General features: G+C 75.9%; 14 protein-coding genes and 2 tRNA genes. 10 read left to right on the top strand and 6 right to left on the bottom strand.

Going from position 1 to position 14051, the window contains the following annotated elements:
- The first annotated feature begins 72 nt into the window (after nucleotides 1-72).
- Nucleotides 73-411, top strand: coding sequence for a hypothetical protein (locus tag ACFU9A_RS09905; protein WP_430575046.1), 339 nt, complete (start codon nucleotides 73-75; stop codon nucleotides 409-411).
- A gap of 303 nt (nucleotides 412-714) precedes the next feature.
- Here ACFU9A_RS09905 and ACFU9A_RS09900 read toward each other — a convergent pair.
- A tRNA-Pro gene (locus ACFU9A_RS09900) sits at nucleotides 715-788 on the bottom strand.
- A gap of 154 nt (nucleotides 789-942) precedes the next feature.
- On the opposite strand from ACFU9A_RS09900, the gene ACFU9A_RS09895 reads away from it, so the two are divergent.
- From ACFU9A_RS09895 to ACFU9A_RS09875, 5 genes are all read left to right on the top strand, one after another.
- Nucleotides 943-1013, top strand: a tRNA-Gly gene (locus tag ACFU9A_RS09895).
- A 492-nt stretch (nucleotides 1014-1505) separates the two neighbouring features.
- Complete coding sequence (gene cysK, locus ACFU9A_RS09890) at nucleotides 1506-2441, top strand: cysteine synthase A (protein ID WP_430575045.1); 936 nt, start codon at nucleotides 1506-1508, stop codon at nucleotides 2439-2441.
- 73 nt (nucleotides 2442-2514) lie between these two features.
- A complete protein-coding gene (gene epsC, locus ACFU9A_RS09885; RefSeq protein ID WP_430575372.1) occupies nucleotides 2515-3126 on the top strand; it encodes a serine O-acetyltransferase EpsC in 612 nt (203 codons plus the stop codon).
- A gap of 112 nt (nucleotides 3127-3238) precedes the next feature.
- The gene (locus tag ACFU9A_RS09880; protein WP_430575044.1) at nucleotides 3239-3592 is read left to right on the top strand and encodes a GntR family transcriptional regulator; all 354 of its coding nucleotides are present in this window, start codon (nucleotides 3239-3241) and stop codon (nucleotides 3590-3592) included.
- The gene (locus tag ACFU9A_RS09875; RefSeq protein WP_430575043.1) at nucleotides 3589-4599 is read left to right on the top strand and encodes a DUF1648 domain-containing protein; all 1011 of its coding nucleotides are present in this window, start codon (nucleotides 3589-3591) and stop codon (nucleotides 4597-4599) included. Before ACFU9A_RS09880 ends, ACFU9A_RS09875 begins: the two co-directional genes overlap by 4 nt.
- A gap of 29 nt (nucleotides 4600-4628) precedes the next feature.
- Here the strand turns inward: ACFU9A_RS09875 and ACFU9A_RS09870 are convergent, their stop codons facing one another.
- Nucleotides 4629-5018, bottom strand: coding sequence for a hypothetical protein (locus ACFU9A_RS09870; RefSeq protein ID WP_430575042.1), 390 nt, complete (start codon nucleotides 5016-5018; stop codon nucleotides 4629-4631).
- A gap of 135 nt (nucleotides 5019-5153) precedes the next feature.
- Between ACFU9A_RS09870 and ACFU9A_RS09865 the strand changes: the two genes are divergently transcribed.
- Complete coding sequence (locus ACFU9A_RS09865) at nucleotides 5154-6290, top strand: LLM class F420-dependent oxidoreductase (protein WP_430575371.1); 1137 nt, start codon at nucleotides 5154-5156, stop codon at nucleotides 6288-6290.
- Nucleotides 6291-6294: 4 nt separating this feature from the next.
- On the opposite strand, the gene ACFU9A_RS09860 is transcribed toward ACFU9A_RS09865, so the two are convergent.
- Nucleotides 6295-6732, bottom strand: coding sequence for an MGMT family protein (locus tag ACFU9A_RS09860; protein ID WP_430575041.1), 438 nt, complete (start codon nucleotides 6730-6732; stop codon nucleotides 6295-6297).
- A 120-nt stretch (nucleotides 6733-6852) separates the two neighbouring features.
- Between ACFU9A_RS09860 and eis the strand changes: the two genes are divergently transcribed.
- Together eis and ACFU9A_RS09850 are read left to right on the top strand one after the other, a co-directional pair.
- Entirely contained in the window at nucleotides 6853-8148 is a 1296-nt protein-coding gene (gene eis / locus ACFU9A_RS09855; RefSeq protein ID WP_430575040.1) for an enhanced intracellular survival protein Eis, read from the top strand.
- On the top strand, nucleotides 8148-9152 hold the full coding sequence (locus ACFU9A_RS09850; protein WP_430575039.1) for a phosphotransferase: 1005 nt from the start codon (nucleotides 8148-8150) through the stop codon (nucleotides 9150-9152). Before eis ends, ACFU9A_RS09850 begins: the two co-directional genes overlap by 1 nt.
- Here the strand turns inward: ACFU9A_RS09850 and ACFU9A_RS09845 are convergent.
- Nucleotides 9143-10153, bottom strand: a complete 1011-nt coding sequence (locus ACFU9A_RS09845) for an Fpg/Nei family DNA glycosylase (RefSeq protein WP_430575038.1) — start codon at nucleotides 10151-10153, stop codon at nucleotides 9143-9145. The genes ACFU9A_RS09850 and ACFU9A_RS09845 overlap by 10 nt on opposite strands.
- 14 nt (nucleotides 10154-10167) lie before the next feature.
- Complete coding sequence (locus ACFU9A_RS09840; RefSeq protein WP_430575037.1) at nucleotides 10168-10635, bottom strand: ribose-5-phosphate isomerase; 468 nt, start codon at nucleotides 10633-10635, stop codon at nucleotides 10168-10170.
- A 51-nt stretch (nucleotides 10636-10686) separates the two neighbouring features.
- On the opposite strand from ACFU9A_RS09840, the gene ACFU9A_RS09835 reads away from it, so the two are divergent.
- On the top strand, nucleotides 10687-12699 hold the full coding sequence (locus ACFU9A_RS09835; RefSeq protein WP_430575036.1) for a M13 family metallopeptidase: 2013 nt from the start codon (nucleotides 10687-10689) through the stop codon (nucleotides 12697-12699).
- 156 nt (nucleotides 12700-12855) lie between these two features.
- Here ACFU9A_RS09835 and ACFU9A_RS09830 read toward each other — a convergent pair whose 3' ends face one another.
- Nucleotides 12856-13953 carry a hypothetical protein gene (locus ACFU9A_RS09830; protein WP_430575035.1) on the bottom strand — a complete coding sequence of 366 codons (1098 nt, stop codon included), beginning with the start codon at nucleotides 13951-13953 and terminating at the stop codon, nucleotides 12856-12858.
- Between the last annotated feature and the right edge of the window lie 98 nt (nucleotides 13954-14051).

The following is a 14051-nucleotide window of genomic DNA, read 5'->3' as shown; positions in this document are numbered from 1 at the left end:
ACGGCATCCGGCCCTCGCGGAGATACCGTCGTGAGGCACCCCACCCGGCGCGGCTCGTGGCACCCTGGGCCGATGTCGACGAAGCCGAGGCGCGGCGCGGTAGCGGTGGTGACCCTGGTCGTGATGGTGGTCGGCGTCGTCGTGGCGGCGGCCGCGCACCAGGTCTGGCAGGCGACGCCGCGCTGGGCGTGGCGCCTCGCGGACCTGGACCGCAACGAGCTCCATCTCGGTGGGGTCGACGACGTCGAGGACGGCACGGTCGTCGCGCAGGACACCGGGACGGTCACCGTCCGCTACACGAGGCCCGGGCTGGGTTTCTTCGGCCAGCCCACGGGCGACGCCGGCGCAGCGGTCTGCTACCTGTTCCCGCTCGACGAGCCGGACGACTTCCACCGCGTCGGCTGCCCCTGAACGCTGCGGCGTCCCCGGCCCCGGGCCGGGCTCGTGCGCCGCGCACCTCACGGGGGACGACCGCGGCCCGGGCGCGCGGATGGTCGACCAGCCGCGAGCGCGGTCCGCGCCGCCCCGGAGTCGAGGAGCGCACGGTACGGCGTCCCGTCCACCGACAACGTGAGACAGGGCAGCGCCTGCCGCGGGTCCTCGGGGTCGCGCTCGACCTCCAGGGGGATCGACACCATGGTCCGCACGCGAGCGGCGCCCGCCGCCGGGCACAGGTCCGCCCACCTGCACCGGACGGGTCCAGATGGGCGACGGTCGGGGTGACTGGATTCGAACCAGCGACCCTCTGCTCCCAAAGCAGATGCGCTACCAAGCTGCGCCACACCCCGTGGCCCGCCCGCCGGGCGGGGCCTCGGTCAGTGTAGTGCGACCCCACCCAGGGAACGCCACGACGTGCACGGACGGAGGTCCGGCGCACCGGGCACCTTTTGCTAGAGTCAGCCCCGCGTTCCGACCCCGGCGGCAGTGCCCCGGGACGGCCGTGCGGGCGTAGCTCAATGGTAGAGCCCCAGTCTTCCAAACTGGCTACGCGGGTTCGATTCCCGTCGCCCGCTCCCCTTTCTCCCCCTCCCCACCCTCCCCTCGTTCCCGAGGCGCCCTCGGCGCGCGCCCGTGCCGACCCGCTCGCCATGCCCGGGCACACCCGTCGCCCGACCTATCGACGGCGCCGATGGATGAGATGCGTCTTGTCGATCGGTCGGCGCCTGGCTAGGCTCGGCGCCGCACCCAGCGACAGACCGCACGCATCACGAGGAGGGCCGGGCATGACGATCGTCGTCCCCCGTGTCGCCCCCTCGTCCGCACGCAGGACGGTGCCGGTGTCGACGCTCCGCACCCCGGCGTGCGCCGCGGCGACGACGCCGCGATGCTGTCGATAGAGCGTCCACGCCACGTCCGACCCGCCTGACGGCGGGTCCCCGGCGATCGTGCGGCGCTCGCACCGACCCGCCGAGACCCCTGCGCACCCCCGGCCCCGAGGGCCGACGACCGCAGGCCGCGGCACACCCGCACCCCTCGCCCGCACGCTCTCTTCGAGAAGGATCACCATGGCACGCATCTACGACGACGCGACGAAGCTCATCGGCCGCACCCCGCTCGTCCGGCTCAACCGTCTCGCCGCCGGCCTCGACGCGACGGTCGTCGCGAAGCTCGAGTTCTACAACCCGGCCAACTCCGTGAAGGACCGCATCGGCGTCTCGATCATCGACGCCGCCGAGGCCTCGGGCGAGCTCCAGCCCGGCGGCACCATCGTCGAGGGCACGTCGGGCAACACCGGCATCGCCCTCGCCTGGGTCGGCGCCGCGCGCGGCTACAAGGTCGTCCTCGCGATGCCGGAGACGATGTCGAAGGAGCGCCGCGCCCTGCTGCGCGCGTACGGCGCCGAGCTGGTCCTCACCCCGGGCGCGGAGGGCATGAAGGGCGCCGTCGCCGCGGCGGAGAAGATCGCGACCGAGCGCCCCGGCGCGATCCTCGCCCGGCAGTTCGCCAACGAGGCCAACCCGAAGATCCACCGCGAGACGACGGCCGAGGAGATCTGGGCCGACACCGACGGCGCGGTCGACATCGTGGTGGCGGGCATCGGCACCGGCGGCACGATCACGGGCGTCGGCCAGGTGCTCAAGGAGCGCAAGCCGTCGGTGCAGGTCGTCGCCGTGGAGCCGGAGGAGTCGCCGATCCTCAACGGCGGCGCCCCCGGGCCGCACAAGATCCAGGGCATCGGCGCGAACTTCGTGCCCGAGATCCTCGACACCTCCGTCTACGACGAGGTCGTCGACGTCAACGCCGAGACCTCCGTCGAGCTCGCGCGCCGCGCGGCGAAGGAGGAGGGGCTGCTGGTCGGCATCTCCTCGGGTGCCGCGATCGCGGGCGCGCTCGAGGTCGCGAAGCGGCCCGAGAACGCCGGGAAGCTGATCGTCGTGGTCATCCCCGACTTCGGCGAGCGCTACCTGTCCACGATCCTCTACTCGGACCTGCTGGACTGACGTGACGAGCCACCGCCCCGCTCCCGCCCCGTCCGCCGACGTGCACGACGTCGACGGCGAGGTCGACCACCCGATGCCGGACGGTCACCGCCCGGGCCTGCGGCACCTGCTCGAGATCCTCGCGGAGGACCTCGAGGCGGCGCACGCCCACGACCCGGCGGCCCGCTCGCGCTTCGAGGTGGCGCTCGCGTACCCCGGCGTGCACGCCGTCTGGGCGCACCGGGTGACCCACCGCATGTGGCACCGGCCGGGCCTGCGGCTGCCGGCCCGGCTCCTGTCGCAGGCCGCGCGGTGGATCACGGGGATCGAGATCCACCCGGGCGCGCGGATCGGGCGGCGGCTCTTCATCGACCACGGCATGGGCGTGGTCATCGGCCAGACGGCGGTGGTCGGCAACGACTGCGTGCTGTTCCACGGCTCCACGCTGGGCGGGCGGTCGATGACGCGCGGCAAGCGGCACCCCACCCTGGGCGACCGTGTCATGGTGGGCGCCGGCGCGAAGATCCTCGGCCCGCTGTGGATCGGCGACGACGCGCAGATCGGCGCGAACGCCGTCGTCACCCACGACGTGCCCACCGGGATGGTGGCGGTGGGCGTGCCCGCCCACGCGCGCCACCCCGGGCACCGGCCCGACCACGGGCAGCACGTCGAGGACGCCTCCGAGCTCCTCGAGTACGTCATCTGACACCCGCCGTGGCCCGACGGCCCGCGCCCCCGCTCCGGCGGGGCGCGGGCCGTCGTCGTTCCGGCCGTCGCGTCGATTGTTCTAGTTCTCGTAGAACAACTAGCATGAGGGCATGCTCTGGAGGATCGACCCCGCCGCCGCCGAGCCGCTCTACGCGCAGCTCGTGGGCCAGGTGAGCCTGGCGGTGGCCCGCGGCGAGCTGCGCGCGGGCGAGCGGCTGCCCGCGGCCCGGGAGCTGGCCGCGTCGCTCGACCTCAACGTGCACACCGTGCTCAAGGCGTACCAGGCGCTCCGTGACGACGGGCTGATCGAGCTGCGCCGCGGCCGCGGCGCCGTCGTGACCGGCGCACGCCCGGACCTCGGCCCCGTGGAGCAGGCGCTGGCCGACCTGGTCGCCGCCGCCCGGCGCGCCGGCCTGTCGCCCGAGACCACCACCACCCTCGTCAAGGAGGCGATGCACCGATGACCACGACTCCCCCGCGCCCGACCGCCACCACCACACCCTGGCGCCCCCGCGCGCGCAGGGCGGTGGCCTGGGCGTCGGCGGCCGGGATCGCGCTCGCCCTCGCCGCGGCGGCGGTCGCCTGGTCCTGGTTCGACGAGCTGCCCGCCGAGGTCGCCTCCCACTGGGGCACGGACGGACGGCCGGACGGGTTCTCGACACCGGCCTCGTTCGTCGGGGTGGGCCTCGCGCTGGCCGCCGGGCTCTGCGCCCTGTTCGCGGCGATCGGCTGGGGCTGGGGGTCGGCCGTCTCGACGCGGCGGCTCGCCGCCGCCGGGTGCGTGTGGTCGGGCGGGCTCGCCGGGATGGTCGTGCTCACCTCGCTCGGCCCGCAGCGCGGCCTCGCCGACGCCTCGCAGGCCACGCTCGAGGGCTGGACCATGGTCGCCTCGGTGCTCCTGCCCCTGGTCCCGGCCGTGGTGGCGGCCCTGCTCGTCCCGAAGGACCGGCCGCTCCACGCCACCGCGCCGGTCGCGGACGACGCGCCCCGCACCGCCCTGCGGGACGGCGAGCGCGCGGTCTGGCTCCGGCGCGCGACCGGCGGCCCCGGGCTCGCCGTGGGCACGGGCGCGATCCTCGTGACCGCGGTGCTCGCCGTCGCGCTCGAGACCTGGGCGATGCTCGTGGTCCCCGCCCTCCTGGCGGGCCTGTTCGCGGCGATGTTCGCCTTCACCGTCCGCGTCGACGCCTCCGGCCTCACCGTGCGCTCCGCGCTCGGCTGGCCGGGCACGCACGTGCCGGCGGACGAGGTCCTCGGCGCGTCCGTCGTCCAGGTCCGGCCGTTCGCCGAGTTCGGCGGGTGGGGCTGGCGCGTCGGCCGCGGCGGGCGCGTGGGCGTGGTGCTGCGCACGGGCGAGGCGCTGCTCGTCGAGCGCACGGGCGGTCGCTCGCTCGTCGTGACCGTGGACGACGCCGCGGCCGGCGCCGCCCTGCTCAACACCGTGGCCGAGCGCTCGCGCTCGTCGCGCTGAGCCGCCCTGCCCCGGGCACGGCCCGGGGCTCAGGCCAGCAGCTCCGGGTGCGCCGCGGCCACCCGGCGGGGCGCCTTCGCGAGCCACGCGTCCACGAGCAGCTCCCGGAGCGCGGCGGCATCGGTGACGTCCAGCCGCACCAGGGCGACGGGCACGCCGTCGAGGTGCGGGATGGTGAACGCCTCGGGGCGCGCGGCGAGCACCGCCTCCTTCTCGCCGAGGTCGTCGACGACGACGGCGAGGATCGGCCCCGCGGGCACGGGGTCGTCCTCGAACCGCCGCAGGTCGGCCTTGGTGAACGGCCGGAGCCACGTGAACACCCGCCCGGACACCGCCCACGCGCGGTTCCGGAACGTCGTCGTCTCGGTGACCTCGGGCAGCGCCGCGGCGGCACGGGCCGCGTCGTCGATCGTCGCCATCCCCCGAACCTAGCGGCGCTCCCGTGGCACGCACGGCGTCGGCTAGGGTGTGACGGGCATTACCCCGTACTGCGGGTACCGGACACATTCCGGCGGTCCCATCTCGACGAGGAGCACCCCCGCCCCATGAGCACCCTGCGCATCGGCATCCAGACCGGCTACTGGTCCCGCAAGCCCCCCAGGGGCATCGTCCCCGCGCTCGTCGCGGCCGAGGCGCTCGGCCTCGACTCGGTGTGGACGGCGGAGGCCTACGGGTCCGACGCGTTCACCCCGCTGGCCTGGTGGGGGTCGCGCACCCGGCGCCTGCGGCTGGGCACCGGCATCGCGCAGATGGCGGCCCGCACGCCCACGGCCACCGCGATGCAGGCGATCACGCTCGACCACCTGTCCGGCGGCCGCTTCGTGCTGGGCCTCGGCGCCTCCGGCCCGCAGGTCGTGGAGGGCTGGTACGGCCAGCCGTACCGCCGTCCCCTGGCGCGCACGCGCGAGTACGTGGACGTGGTGCGCCAGGTCTTCGCGCGCGAGCGCCCCGTGACCGCGGACGGCGAGTTCTTCCGCCTGCCCCTGCCCGCCGACGCCCCCGGCGCCACCGGTCTCGGCAAGGCGCTCAAGCCGACCGTGCACCCGCGCCGCGCCGACATCCCCATCGTGCTCGCGGCCCAGGGCCCCAAGAACGTGGCCCTCGCCGCAGAGGTCGCCGACGGCTGGATGGCCGGCTTCTACGCCCCGAAGGCCGACGCCGAGCACCGCGAGCTCCTGGCCGCCGGGTTCGCGCAGCGCGCCGACGAGCGCACCCCCGCGTCGGGCTTCGAGGTGCTGGCGACCGTGCCCGTCGTCGTGCGTGACGACGTCGAGGCCGCCGCCGACGTCATCCGACCCCACATCGCCCTGTACGCGGGCGGCATGGGCTCGAAGGAGGCCAACTTCCACAAGGCGTCCCTCGACCGCCTGGGCTACGCCACCGAGCTCGACGAGGTGCAGGCGCTCTACCTCGCGGGCCGCAAGGAGGACGCGGCGCGCGCCGTGCCCACCGCGCTGGTCGAGGAGATCGCCCTGGTGGGCCCCGCGGACAAGGTGGCCCGCGACCTCGCGCGCTGGGACGACACCGCCCTGACCACGCTGCTGCTGCAGGGCGACCCGTCGTCGATGCTCACGGTGCTGGCGACCTCGCAGGCCGCCCGGAAGGCCGTCGACGGCAGCACGCCCCTCGGAGCCCGTGTCCGCGCCGCCGCCGGCTCGGTGGCCGCGCGGGTGGCGCCGTCGAAGGCCTGACCCGCTAGCGTGCCGCGCCGTCGTCCTCCGGGAACCAGACGGCGCGGCGCAGGTCCACGCGCCGCCCGTCGCGGCTGAGCGGGCAGCCCTCCGCCCGCAACGCGTCGAGGGCCGCGGTGACGTGGCGGGCAGGCGGCGAGCCCGCGGCGTTGACCACCCGCCACCACGGCACCGGGTGGTTGTCCTGCACGGGACCGATCACCGCCGCGCCGTCCGGCACGAGGTGCGCGTAGCGGTCCCCCGACCCCGCCATGACGTTCCCGACCTGTCGCGGGCCGCCGCGCCCCAGCCGCTCGCCGACGATCTCCGCGATCAGGCCGTACGTCATCGCCCGGCCCGACGGGATACGGCGTACCAGGGCCAGGACCTCGGCGGCGTACTCCTCGGGGCCGTCGAGCGGCTCCTCGGTCGGCGCGGTGGCGGGCTCCTCGGCGGCGTGCACACGGCGACCCTACGGCCCGCCGCCCACCCCGGCGGCGGCACGACGGGGAATCGTCCGCGCGGCCACGGGCGGCGCCGAATTCCGCTGGCCCCGAGGCACGCTCCGCGCCACGATCGGGCGGTGACCTCCGACCGCTCTCGCTCCTCCCTGCCCGCCGGGTACCGCTCCCGGCAGCTCACCGCCGACGACCGCGGCGCGCTGCTCGACCTCGACACCTGGGCCTTCCCCGACCCGCACGCCGTCGCGGACTTCGACGAGCTGCCGCTGCCCCTCACCTGGGAGCGGGCCGTCGGCGTCGAGGCCGAGGACGCCCCGGGCGGCGGGCTCGCCGCGATCCGCGCGTCGTACCCGTTCGCCCACTTCCCCGTGCCCGGCGCGACGCTGCCGACCGCCGGCCTCACGTGGGTGGGGGTGCACCCCCAGCACCGCCGCCGAGGGCTGCTCACGGCCATGATCGACGACCACCTCGCCCGCTGCCGCGAGCCCCTCTCCGCGCTCTTCGCCGCGGAGGCCCCCATCTACGGCCGGTTCGGGTACGGCAAGGCCGCCGACGACCTCCGCATCAGCGTCCCGCGCGGCGCCGCGCTGCGCGACGTCCCCGGCGCCGCCGACCACACCGTCCGCGTGGAGCACGGCGACCGCGCCAGCCACGGCGAGCTCGTCGCGCGCCTGCACCAGGCTCCCGGGATGCCTGCCGGACCGGCGGGGATCAACCGGCCCGGCTGGGCCACCCGGGAGTCCGAAGCCCTCTGGGAGAGCTACTGGGCCGACCCGAAGTCGTTCCGCGCGAGCGGGCGCGAGTCGCTGCGGGTCGTCGTCGTCGAGCGGGACGGCGAGCCCCGCGGCTACGCGACGTTCCGCCGCACCATGGACTGGCAGGTCACCGGGCCGCGCGGCACCGTGCACCTGGGCGACGTGGTGGCCCTCGACGCGGCCGCCGCCCGCGCCCTGTGGGGCGTGCTGCTCGACCTCGACCTCATGAGCAGCACGGACCCGTTCCTGCTGCCCGTCGACGACGCGGTCATGAGCCTGCTCGTCGACCCGCGCGCCGCCGGCGCCCGTGTCACCGACAACGTGTGGGTGCGCGTCGTCGACGTCCCCGCCGCCCTCGCCGGGCGCCGCTACCAGGCCGACGTCGACGTGGTCCTCGGCGTCACCGACGCGCGCCTGCCCGAGAACGCCGGGGCGTGGCGTGTGCGGGCGGCCGCGTTCGGCGAGGCCTCCTGCGAGCGCACCGAGGCCGCGCCCGACCTGGAGCTCGACGTCCGGGAGCTCGGCGCCGCCTTCCTGGGCGGGACGTCCCTCGCGGCCCTGGCGGGCGCGGGGCTCGTCGTCGAGCGCTCCGCCGGCGCGCTCGCGCACGCGAGCGCGGCCTTCGGGTGGCCGCTGGCCCCCGCGTGCGGCTGGGTGTTCTGATGGCCGACGCGTTCTCGACCGCGGTGACCTCCGCCGCCTGGCGGGCGGAGGTCGCCGCCTGGACCGACGACGCGCTCGCCCGCCGGGGCATGCGCACCGCCGCCCCGGCCGACCAGACGCGGGTGCGCCCCTGGTCCACCCAGCTCGTGCTCGAGACCGACGGCGGACGCGTCTGGTTCAAGGCCGACTGCCGGGCGGCGGCGCACGAGCCGGCGCTGCAGCTGCTGCTGGCCGAGATCGCGCCCGACCAGGTCGACGCGCCGCTCGCGGTCGAGGCCGCGAGGGGATGGATGCTCACGGCCGACCGCGGGGCGACCCTCCGCGAGCGCCGGGCACCGACCGCAGCCGACTGGGGCGCCGTCCTCACGCGGTTCGCGCGCCTCCAGCAGGACGTCGCCGCGCGCCGCGAGGAGCTCCTGGCCACCGGCCTGCCCGACTGCTCCCCCGGCACCGTGCCGGGCCGGTTCGACACCGTCCTGGGCCGCCTGCGCGCGCTGCCGCCCGGTCATCCCGCGCGCCTCGACGAGGCGACCGCCGCCGCCCTCGACCGCGCGCGGCCCGCCGTCCTCGACGCCGCCGGCGCCCTCGCGGCGGGTCCGCTGCCCGCGACCCTGCAGCACGGCGACCTGCACCCCGGCAACGTGTTCGAGACCGGCGGCGCGCTGCACGTCTTCGACCTCGGCGACGCGCAGTGGGCGCACCCCCTCGAGGTGCTGGAGGTGTCCTCGGCCGTGGCCCGGGACGCCGGCGTCGCCTGGGAGCCCGTCGAGGCCGCGTACCGGTCGTCGTGGGCGGCGTGGCTCGCCGCGCGCGGCCTGCCGGGGTTCGACGACGGCCCCCACGGCGGCTGGGACGACCTGCGCCGCGCCGCGGGCACCACGCACGCCGTCAACCGCGCGTGGGCGTGGTGCGGGGCGCTGGCCGAGGCCACCGACGACGAGTGGGCGGAGTGGGGCGAGGCCCCCGGCCGCCACCTGTCCGGGCTGCTGGACCGTCAGGCCTGACAGACCCCGCACCAGAACAGGTTGCGCCCGGCCAGCTCCTTGGTGAGCACGGGGGCGCCGCACACGCGGCACGGCAGCCCGTCGCGGTGGTAGACGTAGAACGCCTCGTCGGCGGGGACGGCGCCCGCCGTGCCGTCGGTGTTCTGCCGGGTGCGGCGGCCGGCGCCGTGCACGCCGTCGGGCACGCGGTGCTCCGGGCGGGTCGTGACGATCGCGCCCGTGGCCGCGCCGTCGCGCATGAGGACCACGAGGTCGTCCCAGATCGCGGCGAGCACGGGCCCGGGCACGTCGCGCCCCGGCCGCAGCGGGTCCAGCCCGGCGCGGAAGAGCGCCTCGGCGCGGTAGATGTTGCCCACGCCGGCGATCGCCGCCTGGTCCATGAGCTGCTGCCCGACCGTCACGCGCGAGCGCCGCACGCGGTCGACGAACGCCGCCCGGGACGCCTCCGGCGACCCGCGACCGCCGTCGGCCCGGATCGGGTCCGGCCCGAGGCGCGCCTCGACGGCAGCCTTCTCGCGGCCCGTGACCACATCGCACGCCGTCGGCCCGGTGAGGTCCGCCACGGCGTGGGCACCCACCAGCCGCAGGCGCACCGCGCCGCGCGGGGCGGGCGGCGCCCAGTCCCCCGCCTCCGCGGCGAGAGCGTCCCCGGCGGGGAGGTCCGGCGTGGTCTCCCGCTCGCCGATGCGGCGCCGCGGCGCGCCGATCGCGTGCACGACGTCGGCGCTGCCGTCGCCCGCGAACGTCCACGCCCCGTAGAGGCCCAGGTGCACGCGCAGCCAGCGCACGTCGTCGGCCCCGTCGCCGCCCTTCGCGCCCGCGGGCGCGAAGGCGCAGAACAGCTGCTTGCCCCACGCCTCGACGGCCACCACGCGACGGCCGTCGAGCAGCGCGGCGCCGCCCGCGAACCGGCCCTGCGGGCTGGAGACGGCGAGCGTCCGCCCGCCGAAGAGCCCGTCCAGGGCCCGCGCGAGGCGGTGGACGGTGTGACCTTCCGGCACGTCGGTCGGGCGGGTCAGGAGATGGCGGAGACGTCGTGCGACGCCTCGTACGCGGCCAGCTTGTCGATGCGGCGCTGGTGGCGGGCGTCGCCGCTGAACGGCTCCGCGACGAACGCCTCGACGAACGCGGTCGCCTCGTCGACGGGGTGCATGCGGCCCCCGACGGCGATGACGTTGGCGTCGTTGTGCTGGCGGCCCAGGCGCGCCGTCTCCAGCGACCACGCGAGCACCGCGCGGACGCCCACGACCTTGTTCGCGGCGATCTGCTCGCCGTTGCCCGACCCGCCGATGACGACGCCGAGCGAGCCCGGCTCCGCCACGACCGCTTCGCCCGCTGCGATGCAGAACGCGGGGTAGTCGTCCTGCGGGTCGTACTCGTGCGCCCCGTGGTCGACGACGTCGTGCCCGGCGGCACGCAGGTGGTCGACGAGATGGGCCTTGAGCTCGTATCCGGCGTGATCGGCGGCGATGTGCAGACGCATGGCGCCCATTCTCCCCCACGCCGTGGGGGTGGGGCGCCGTAGGGTGACGCCATGACTGCCGACGCCACCGGGCTGCGGTCCGGTATCGACCTCTCCGCCCTCGACCAGGGCGTCCGCCCGCAGGACGACCTCTACCGCCACGTCAACGGGCGTTGGCTCGCCCAGCACGAGATCCCCGCCGACCGCGCCATGGACGGCGCGTTCCGTGCCCTGCACGACCTCTCCGAGGAGCGGGTCCGCGCCATCATCACCGACCTCGCCGCCACCGAGGACCTCGACCCCGCGTCCACGCCCGCCAAGATCGGCGCGCTGTACGCCAGCTTCCTCGACACCGAGAAGGTGCAGCAGCTCGGCACCGAGCCGGTGGCCGCGGAGCTCGCCCGGATCGCCGCGGCGACCTCGCCCGCGGAGCTCGTCGACGTGCTCGGCGCCCTGCAGCGCACCGGCGGCGGCGGCGCCGTCGCGTTCTACGTCGACAACGACGCCAAGGACCCCGAGACCTACGTGACGTACCTCGTGCAGGGCGGCCTCGGCCTGCCCGACGAGGCGTACTACCGCGAGGACCAGTACGCGCCCGTGCGCGAGAAGTACGCCCCGCACCTGGCGCGCATCCTGCGCCTCGCCGGCGTCACCGCCGGCTCCGCGTGGGGCGCCGACCCGGAGGACGCCGCCGTGCGCGTCCTCGCGCTGGAGACGAAGCTCGCCGGGCACCACTGGGACGTCGTGCGCGACCGCGACGCCGACCTCACGTACAACCCGATGACGCTCGCCGACCTCGTCGAGCAGGCGCCGGGCTTCGACTGGCGCGCCTGGGCCGCCGCGCTCGGTGCCCCCGCCGGGTCGCTGGACTCGCTCGTCGTGCGCGAGCCGTCCTTCGCCACCGGGTTCGCGGAGCTGTGGCGGTCGGAGCCGCTCGCCGACTGGAAGCTGTGGGCCGCGTACCACCTGCTCACGGCCCGCGCCGCCTACCTCGACGACGCCACCGTCGAGGCCAACTTCGACTTCTACGGCCGCACCCTGTCGGGCGCCCAGGAGGTGCGCGACCGCTGGAAGCGCGGCGTCGCGCTCGTCGAGCGCGCGCTCGGCGAGGCCGTCGGCGAGCAGTACGTCGAGCGGCACTTCCCGCCGGAGCACAAGGAGCGGATGGACACGCTCGTCGAGAACCTCGTGGCCGCCTACCGCGAGTCCATCGACCAGCTCGACTGGATGACGCCCGAGACCAAGGTCAAGGCCCTCGCGAAGCTCGAGCGCTTCACGCCCAAGGTCGGCTACCCCGTGAAGTGGCGCGACTACGCCGCGCTCGAGGTGGACGCCGCCGACCTCGTCGGCAACGTCCGCCGCGCCCACGCCTTCGAGCAGGACCACGAGCTCGGCAAGATCGGCCGCCCGATCGACCGCGACGAGTGGTTCATGACGCCGCAGACCGTCAACGCGTACTACAACCCGGGCATGAACGAGATCGTCTTCCCGGCCGCGATCCTGCAGCCCCCGTTCTTCGACCCGGACGCCGACGACGCCGTGAACTACGGCGGCATCGGCGGCGTCATCGGGCACGAGATCGGCCACGGCTTCGACGACCAGGGCTCCAAGTACGACGGCGACGGCCGCCTCGAGGACTGGTGGACCGAGACCGACCGCACCGAGTTCGAGAAGCGGACCTCCGCACTCATCGCCCAGTACGACGCGTTCCGCCCCGCACAGCTGCCCGAGGACGGCCCGCACGTCAACGGCGCGCTCACCATCGGCGAGAACATCGGCGACCTCGGCGGCCTGTCCATCGCGATCAAGGCCTACCGCATCGCGCTCGGCGCCGCGCTCGAGGACGCCCCCGTCGTCGACGGCCTCACCGGCCTCGAGCGGATCTTCCTCGGCTGGGCCCAGGTGTGGCAGTCCAAGGGCCGCGACGAGGAGATGGTGCGCCGGATCGCCACCGACCCGCACTCGCCCAACGAGTTCCGCTGCAACGGCGTGGTGCGCAACGTCGACGAGTTCCACGCCACCTACGGCGTGGGCCCCGACGACGCGCTCTGGCTCGCTCCCGAGGAGCGCGTCCGCATCTGGTGATCGGCGGGGGCCGGGCGGCCGGGGTGCGCCTCTCGCGAGGCGCGCCGTCCGACCGGACCCGGCCCCCTCACGACGTCGACACCCCTCCCCCGCCCTCGTGCCCGGCGTCGTGCGCCCGCGCTCCGGCGGTGGAGGGGTGTCGGTCCGTCCGAGGTGTCAGCTCTGGCCGATGCCCGCGCGGGCGAGGCTGAAGCCCTTGCCCGTCGGGTCGTGGGTGCAGGACATGCCCGTCTGCTCGCTCGTGCACGTGAAGTCGCCCTCGGTGAGCGACTTGCCGTAGTCGAGGGTGTCGACCTTCCCGCCGGCCTTCTTCGGCTGCTGGTCCGTGGGGACGCACGGCAGCTTGACGTTGCCGTCCGAGTCGACCGTCGCCACGTACCCCGTGGTGCCGTCGCAGCCGTCGACCGGAGCAGGCTGCTGGTTGAGCTGCGCGATGCCGCAGGACACGCCGTCCGCGTAGATCGTGCACGTGATGTTCTTCGACGGCGCCGCGAACTTCGCCAGCGCCGCGCCCTGCATCGGCGCGTCCTCGGACGCGGAGACCGACGGGGCCGGCGTCGTGACCGCGTCGGCCCCCGCATCGGGCGGGTTCGGGGACGACGACGTGAGGATCTGGACGGCGAACACCGCCGCCAGGGCGATGAGGACGACGTCGATCGCGATGAACGCTATCCAGCCCGCAGAGAGCCTGCGGCGGCGCGGCGGCTCCGGCGGCGGGGGCACGGCGGCGCCGGCTCCCGGGTAGGCACCGCCCGGCGGCTGCGCCGCCGGTGCGGGCTGCGTGTACACCGGCTGCTGCACCTGGGTGGCCGCCACCGGCTGGGCCTGCGCGGCCTGGTAGCCGCCCTGGTACGCGGGCTCGTAGCCGGACTGGTAGCCGGTCGGGGCGGCGTAGCCGGGCTGGGCCGGGTAGCCGGGCTGGCCCGCGGGCACGCTCGGCGGCGCCGGCGCGTAGGAGGGCTGCTGGCCGTACGACGCGGGCGGGATCTGCTGGGTGGGCTGGTACACCGGCGGGGCCGGCGTCGTGCTCGGGGCGGCGTCCGGCGGCGGCGGGACGGGGGCGTGCGCGGTCGGCGCGGCGGGCGCGGCCATGGCGGCCGGCGCGGTGACCTGCTGCAGCGGCACCTCCGCCATCGGGTCGACGGCGGACGGGCTCTGGTACGCGGACGCCACGCGACGCACGCCGGCGGCCGGCGGCACGGTCGGCGGCCTGCCGTCGTGCCCCGGCGGGGGCGGCGGAACGGTGCCGGACATCTGGACTCCCTCCAGTCACTCCTCGGGCGCCGTCGGGCGGTGCTGGGCACCCTCGCCGCGACGACGCACCGGGCAGGATGTCACGATCCGGTCTCGAC

The sequence above is a fragment of the Isoptericola sp. NPDC057653 genome (assembly GCF_042799955.1).
Taxonomy (GTDB): domain Bacteria; phylum Actinomycetota; class Actinomycetes; order Actinomycetales; family Cellulomonadaceae; genus Isoptericola.
The sequence above is the reverse complement of the archived record's forward strand: the minus strand, read 5'-3'. Positions and strand labels throughout refer to the sequence as shown.

What these genes read in the sequence shown, in the direction of transcription:
- ACFU9A_RS09905 (WP_430575046.1), top strand. Translation starts at nt 73, where the DNA reads ATGTCGACGAAGCCGAGGCGCGGCGCGGTAGCGGTGGTGACCCTGGTC.
- cysK (WP_430575045.1), top strand. Translation starts at nt 1,506, where the DNA reads ATGGCACGCATCTACGACGACGCGACGAAGCTCATCGGCCGCACCCCG.
- epsC (WP_430575372.1), top strand. Translation starts at nt 2,515, where the DNA reads ATGCCGGACGGTCACCGCCCGGGCCTGCGGCACCTGCTCGAGATCCTC.
- ACFU9A_RS09880 (WP_430575044.1), top strand. Translation starts at nt 3,239, where the DNA reads ATGCTCTGGAGGATCGACCCCGCCGCCGCCGAGCCGCTCTACGCGCAG.
- ACFU9A_RS09875 (WP_430575043.1), top strand. Translation starts at nt 3,589, where the DNA reads ATGACCACGACTCCCCCGCGCCCGACCGCCACCACCACACCCTGGCGC.
- ACFU9A_RS09870 (WP_430575042.1), bottom strand. Translation starts at nt 5,018, where the DNA reads ATGGCGACGATCGACGACGCGGCCCGTGCCGCCGCGGCGCTGCCCGAG.
- ACFU9A_RS09850 (WP_430575039.1), top strand. Translation starts at nt 8,148, where the DNA reads ATGGCCGACGCGTTCTCGACCGCGGTGACCTCCGCCGCCTGGCGGGCG.
- ACFU9A_RS09840 (WP_430575037.1), bottom strand. Translation starts at nt 10,635, where the DNA reads ATGCGTCTGCACATCGCCGCCGATCACGCCGGATACGAGCTCAAGGCC.
- ACFU9A_RS09835 (WP_430575036.1), top strand. Translation starts at nt 10,687, where the DNA reads ATGACTGCCGACGCCACCGGGCTGCGGTCCGGTATCGACCTCTCCGCC.
- ACFU9A_RS09830 (WP_430575035.1), bottom strand. Translation starts at nt 13,953, where the DNA reads ATGTCCGGCACCGTTCCGCCGCCCCCGCCGGGGCACGACGGCAGGCCG.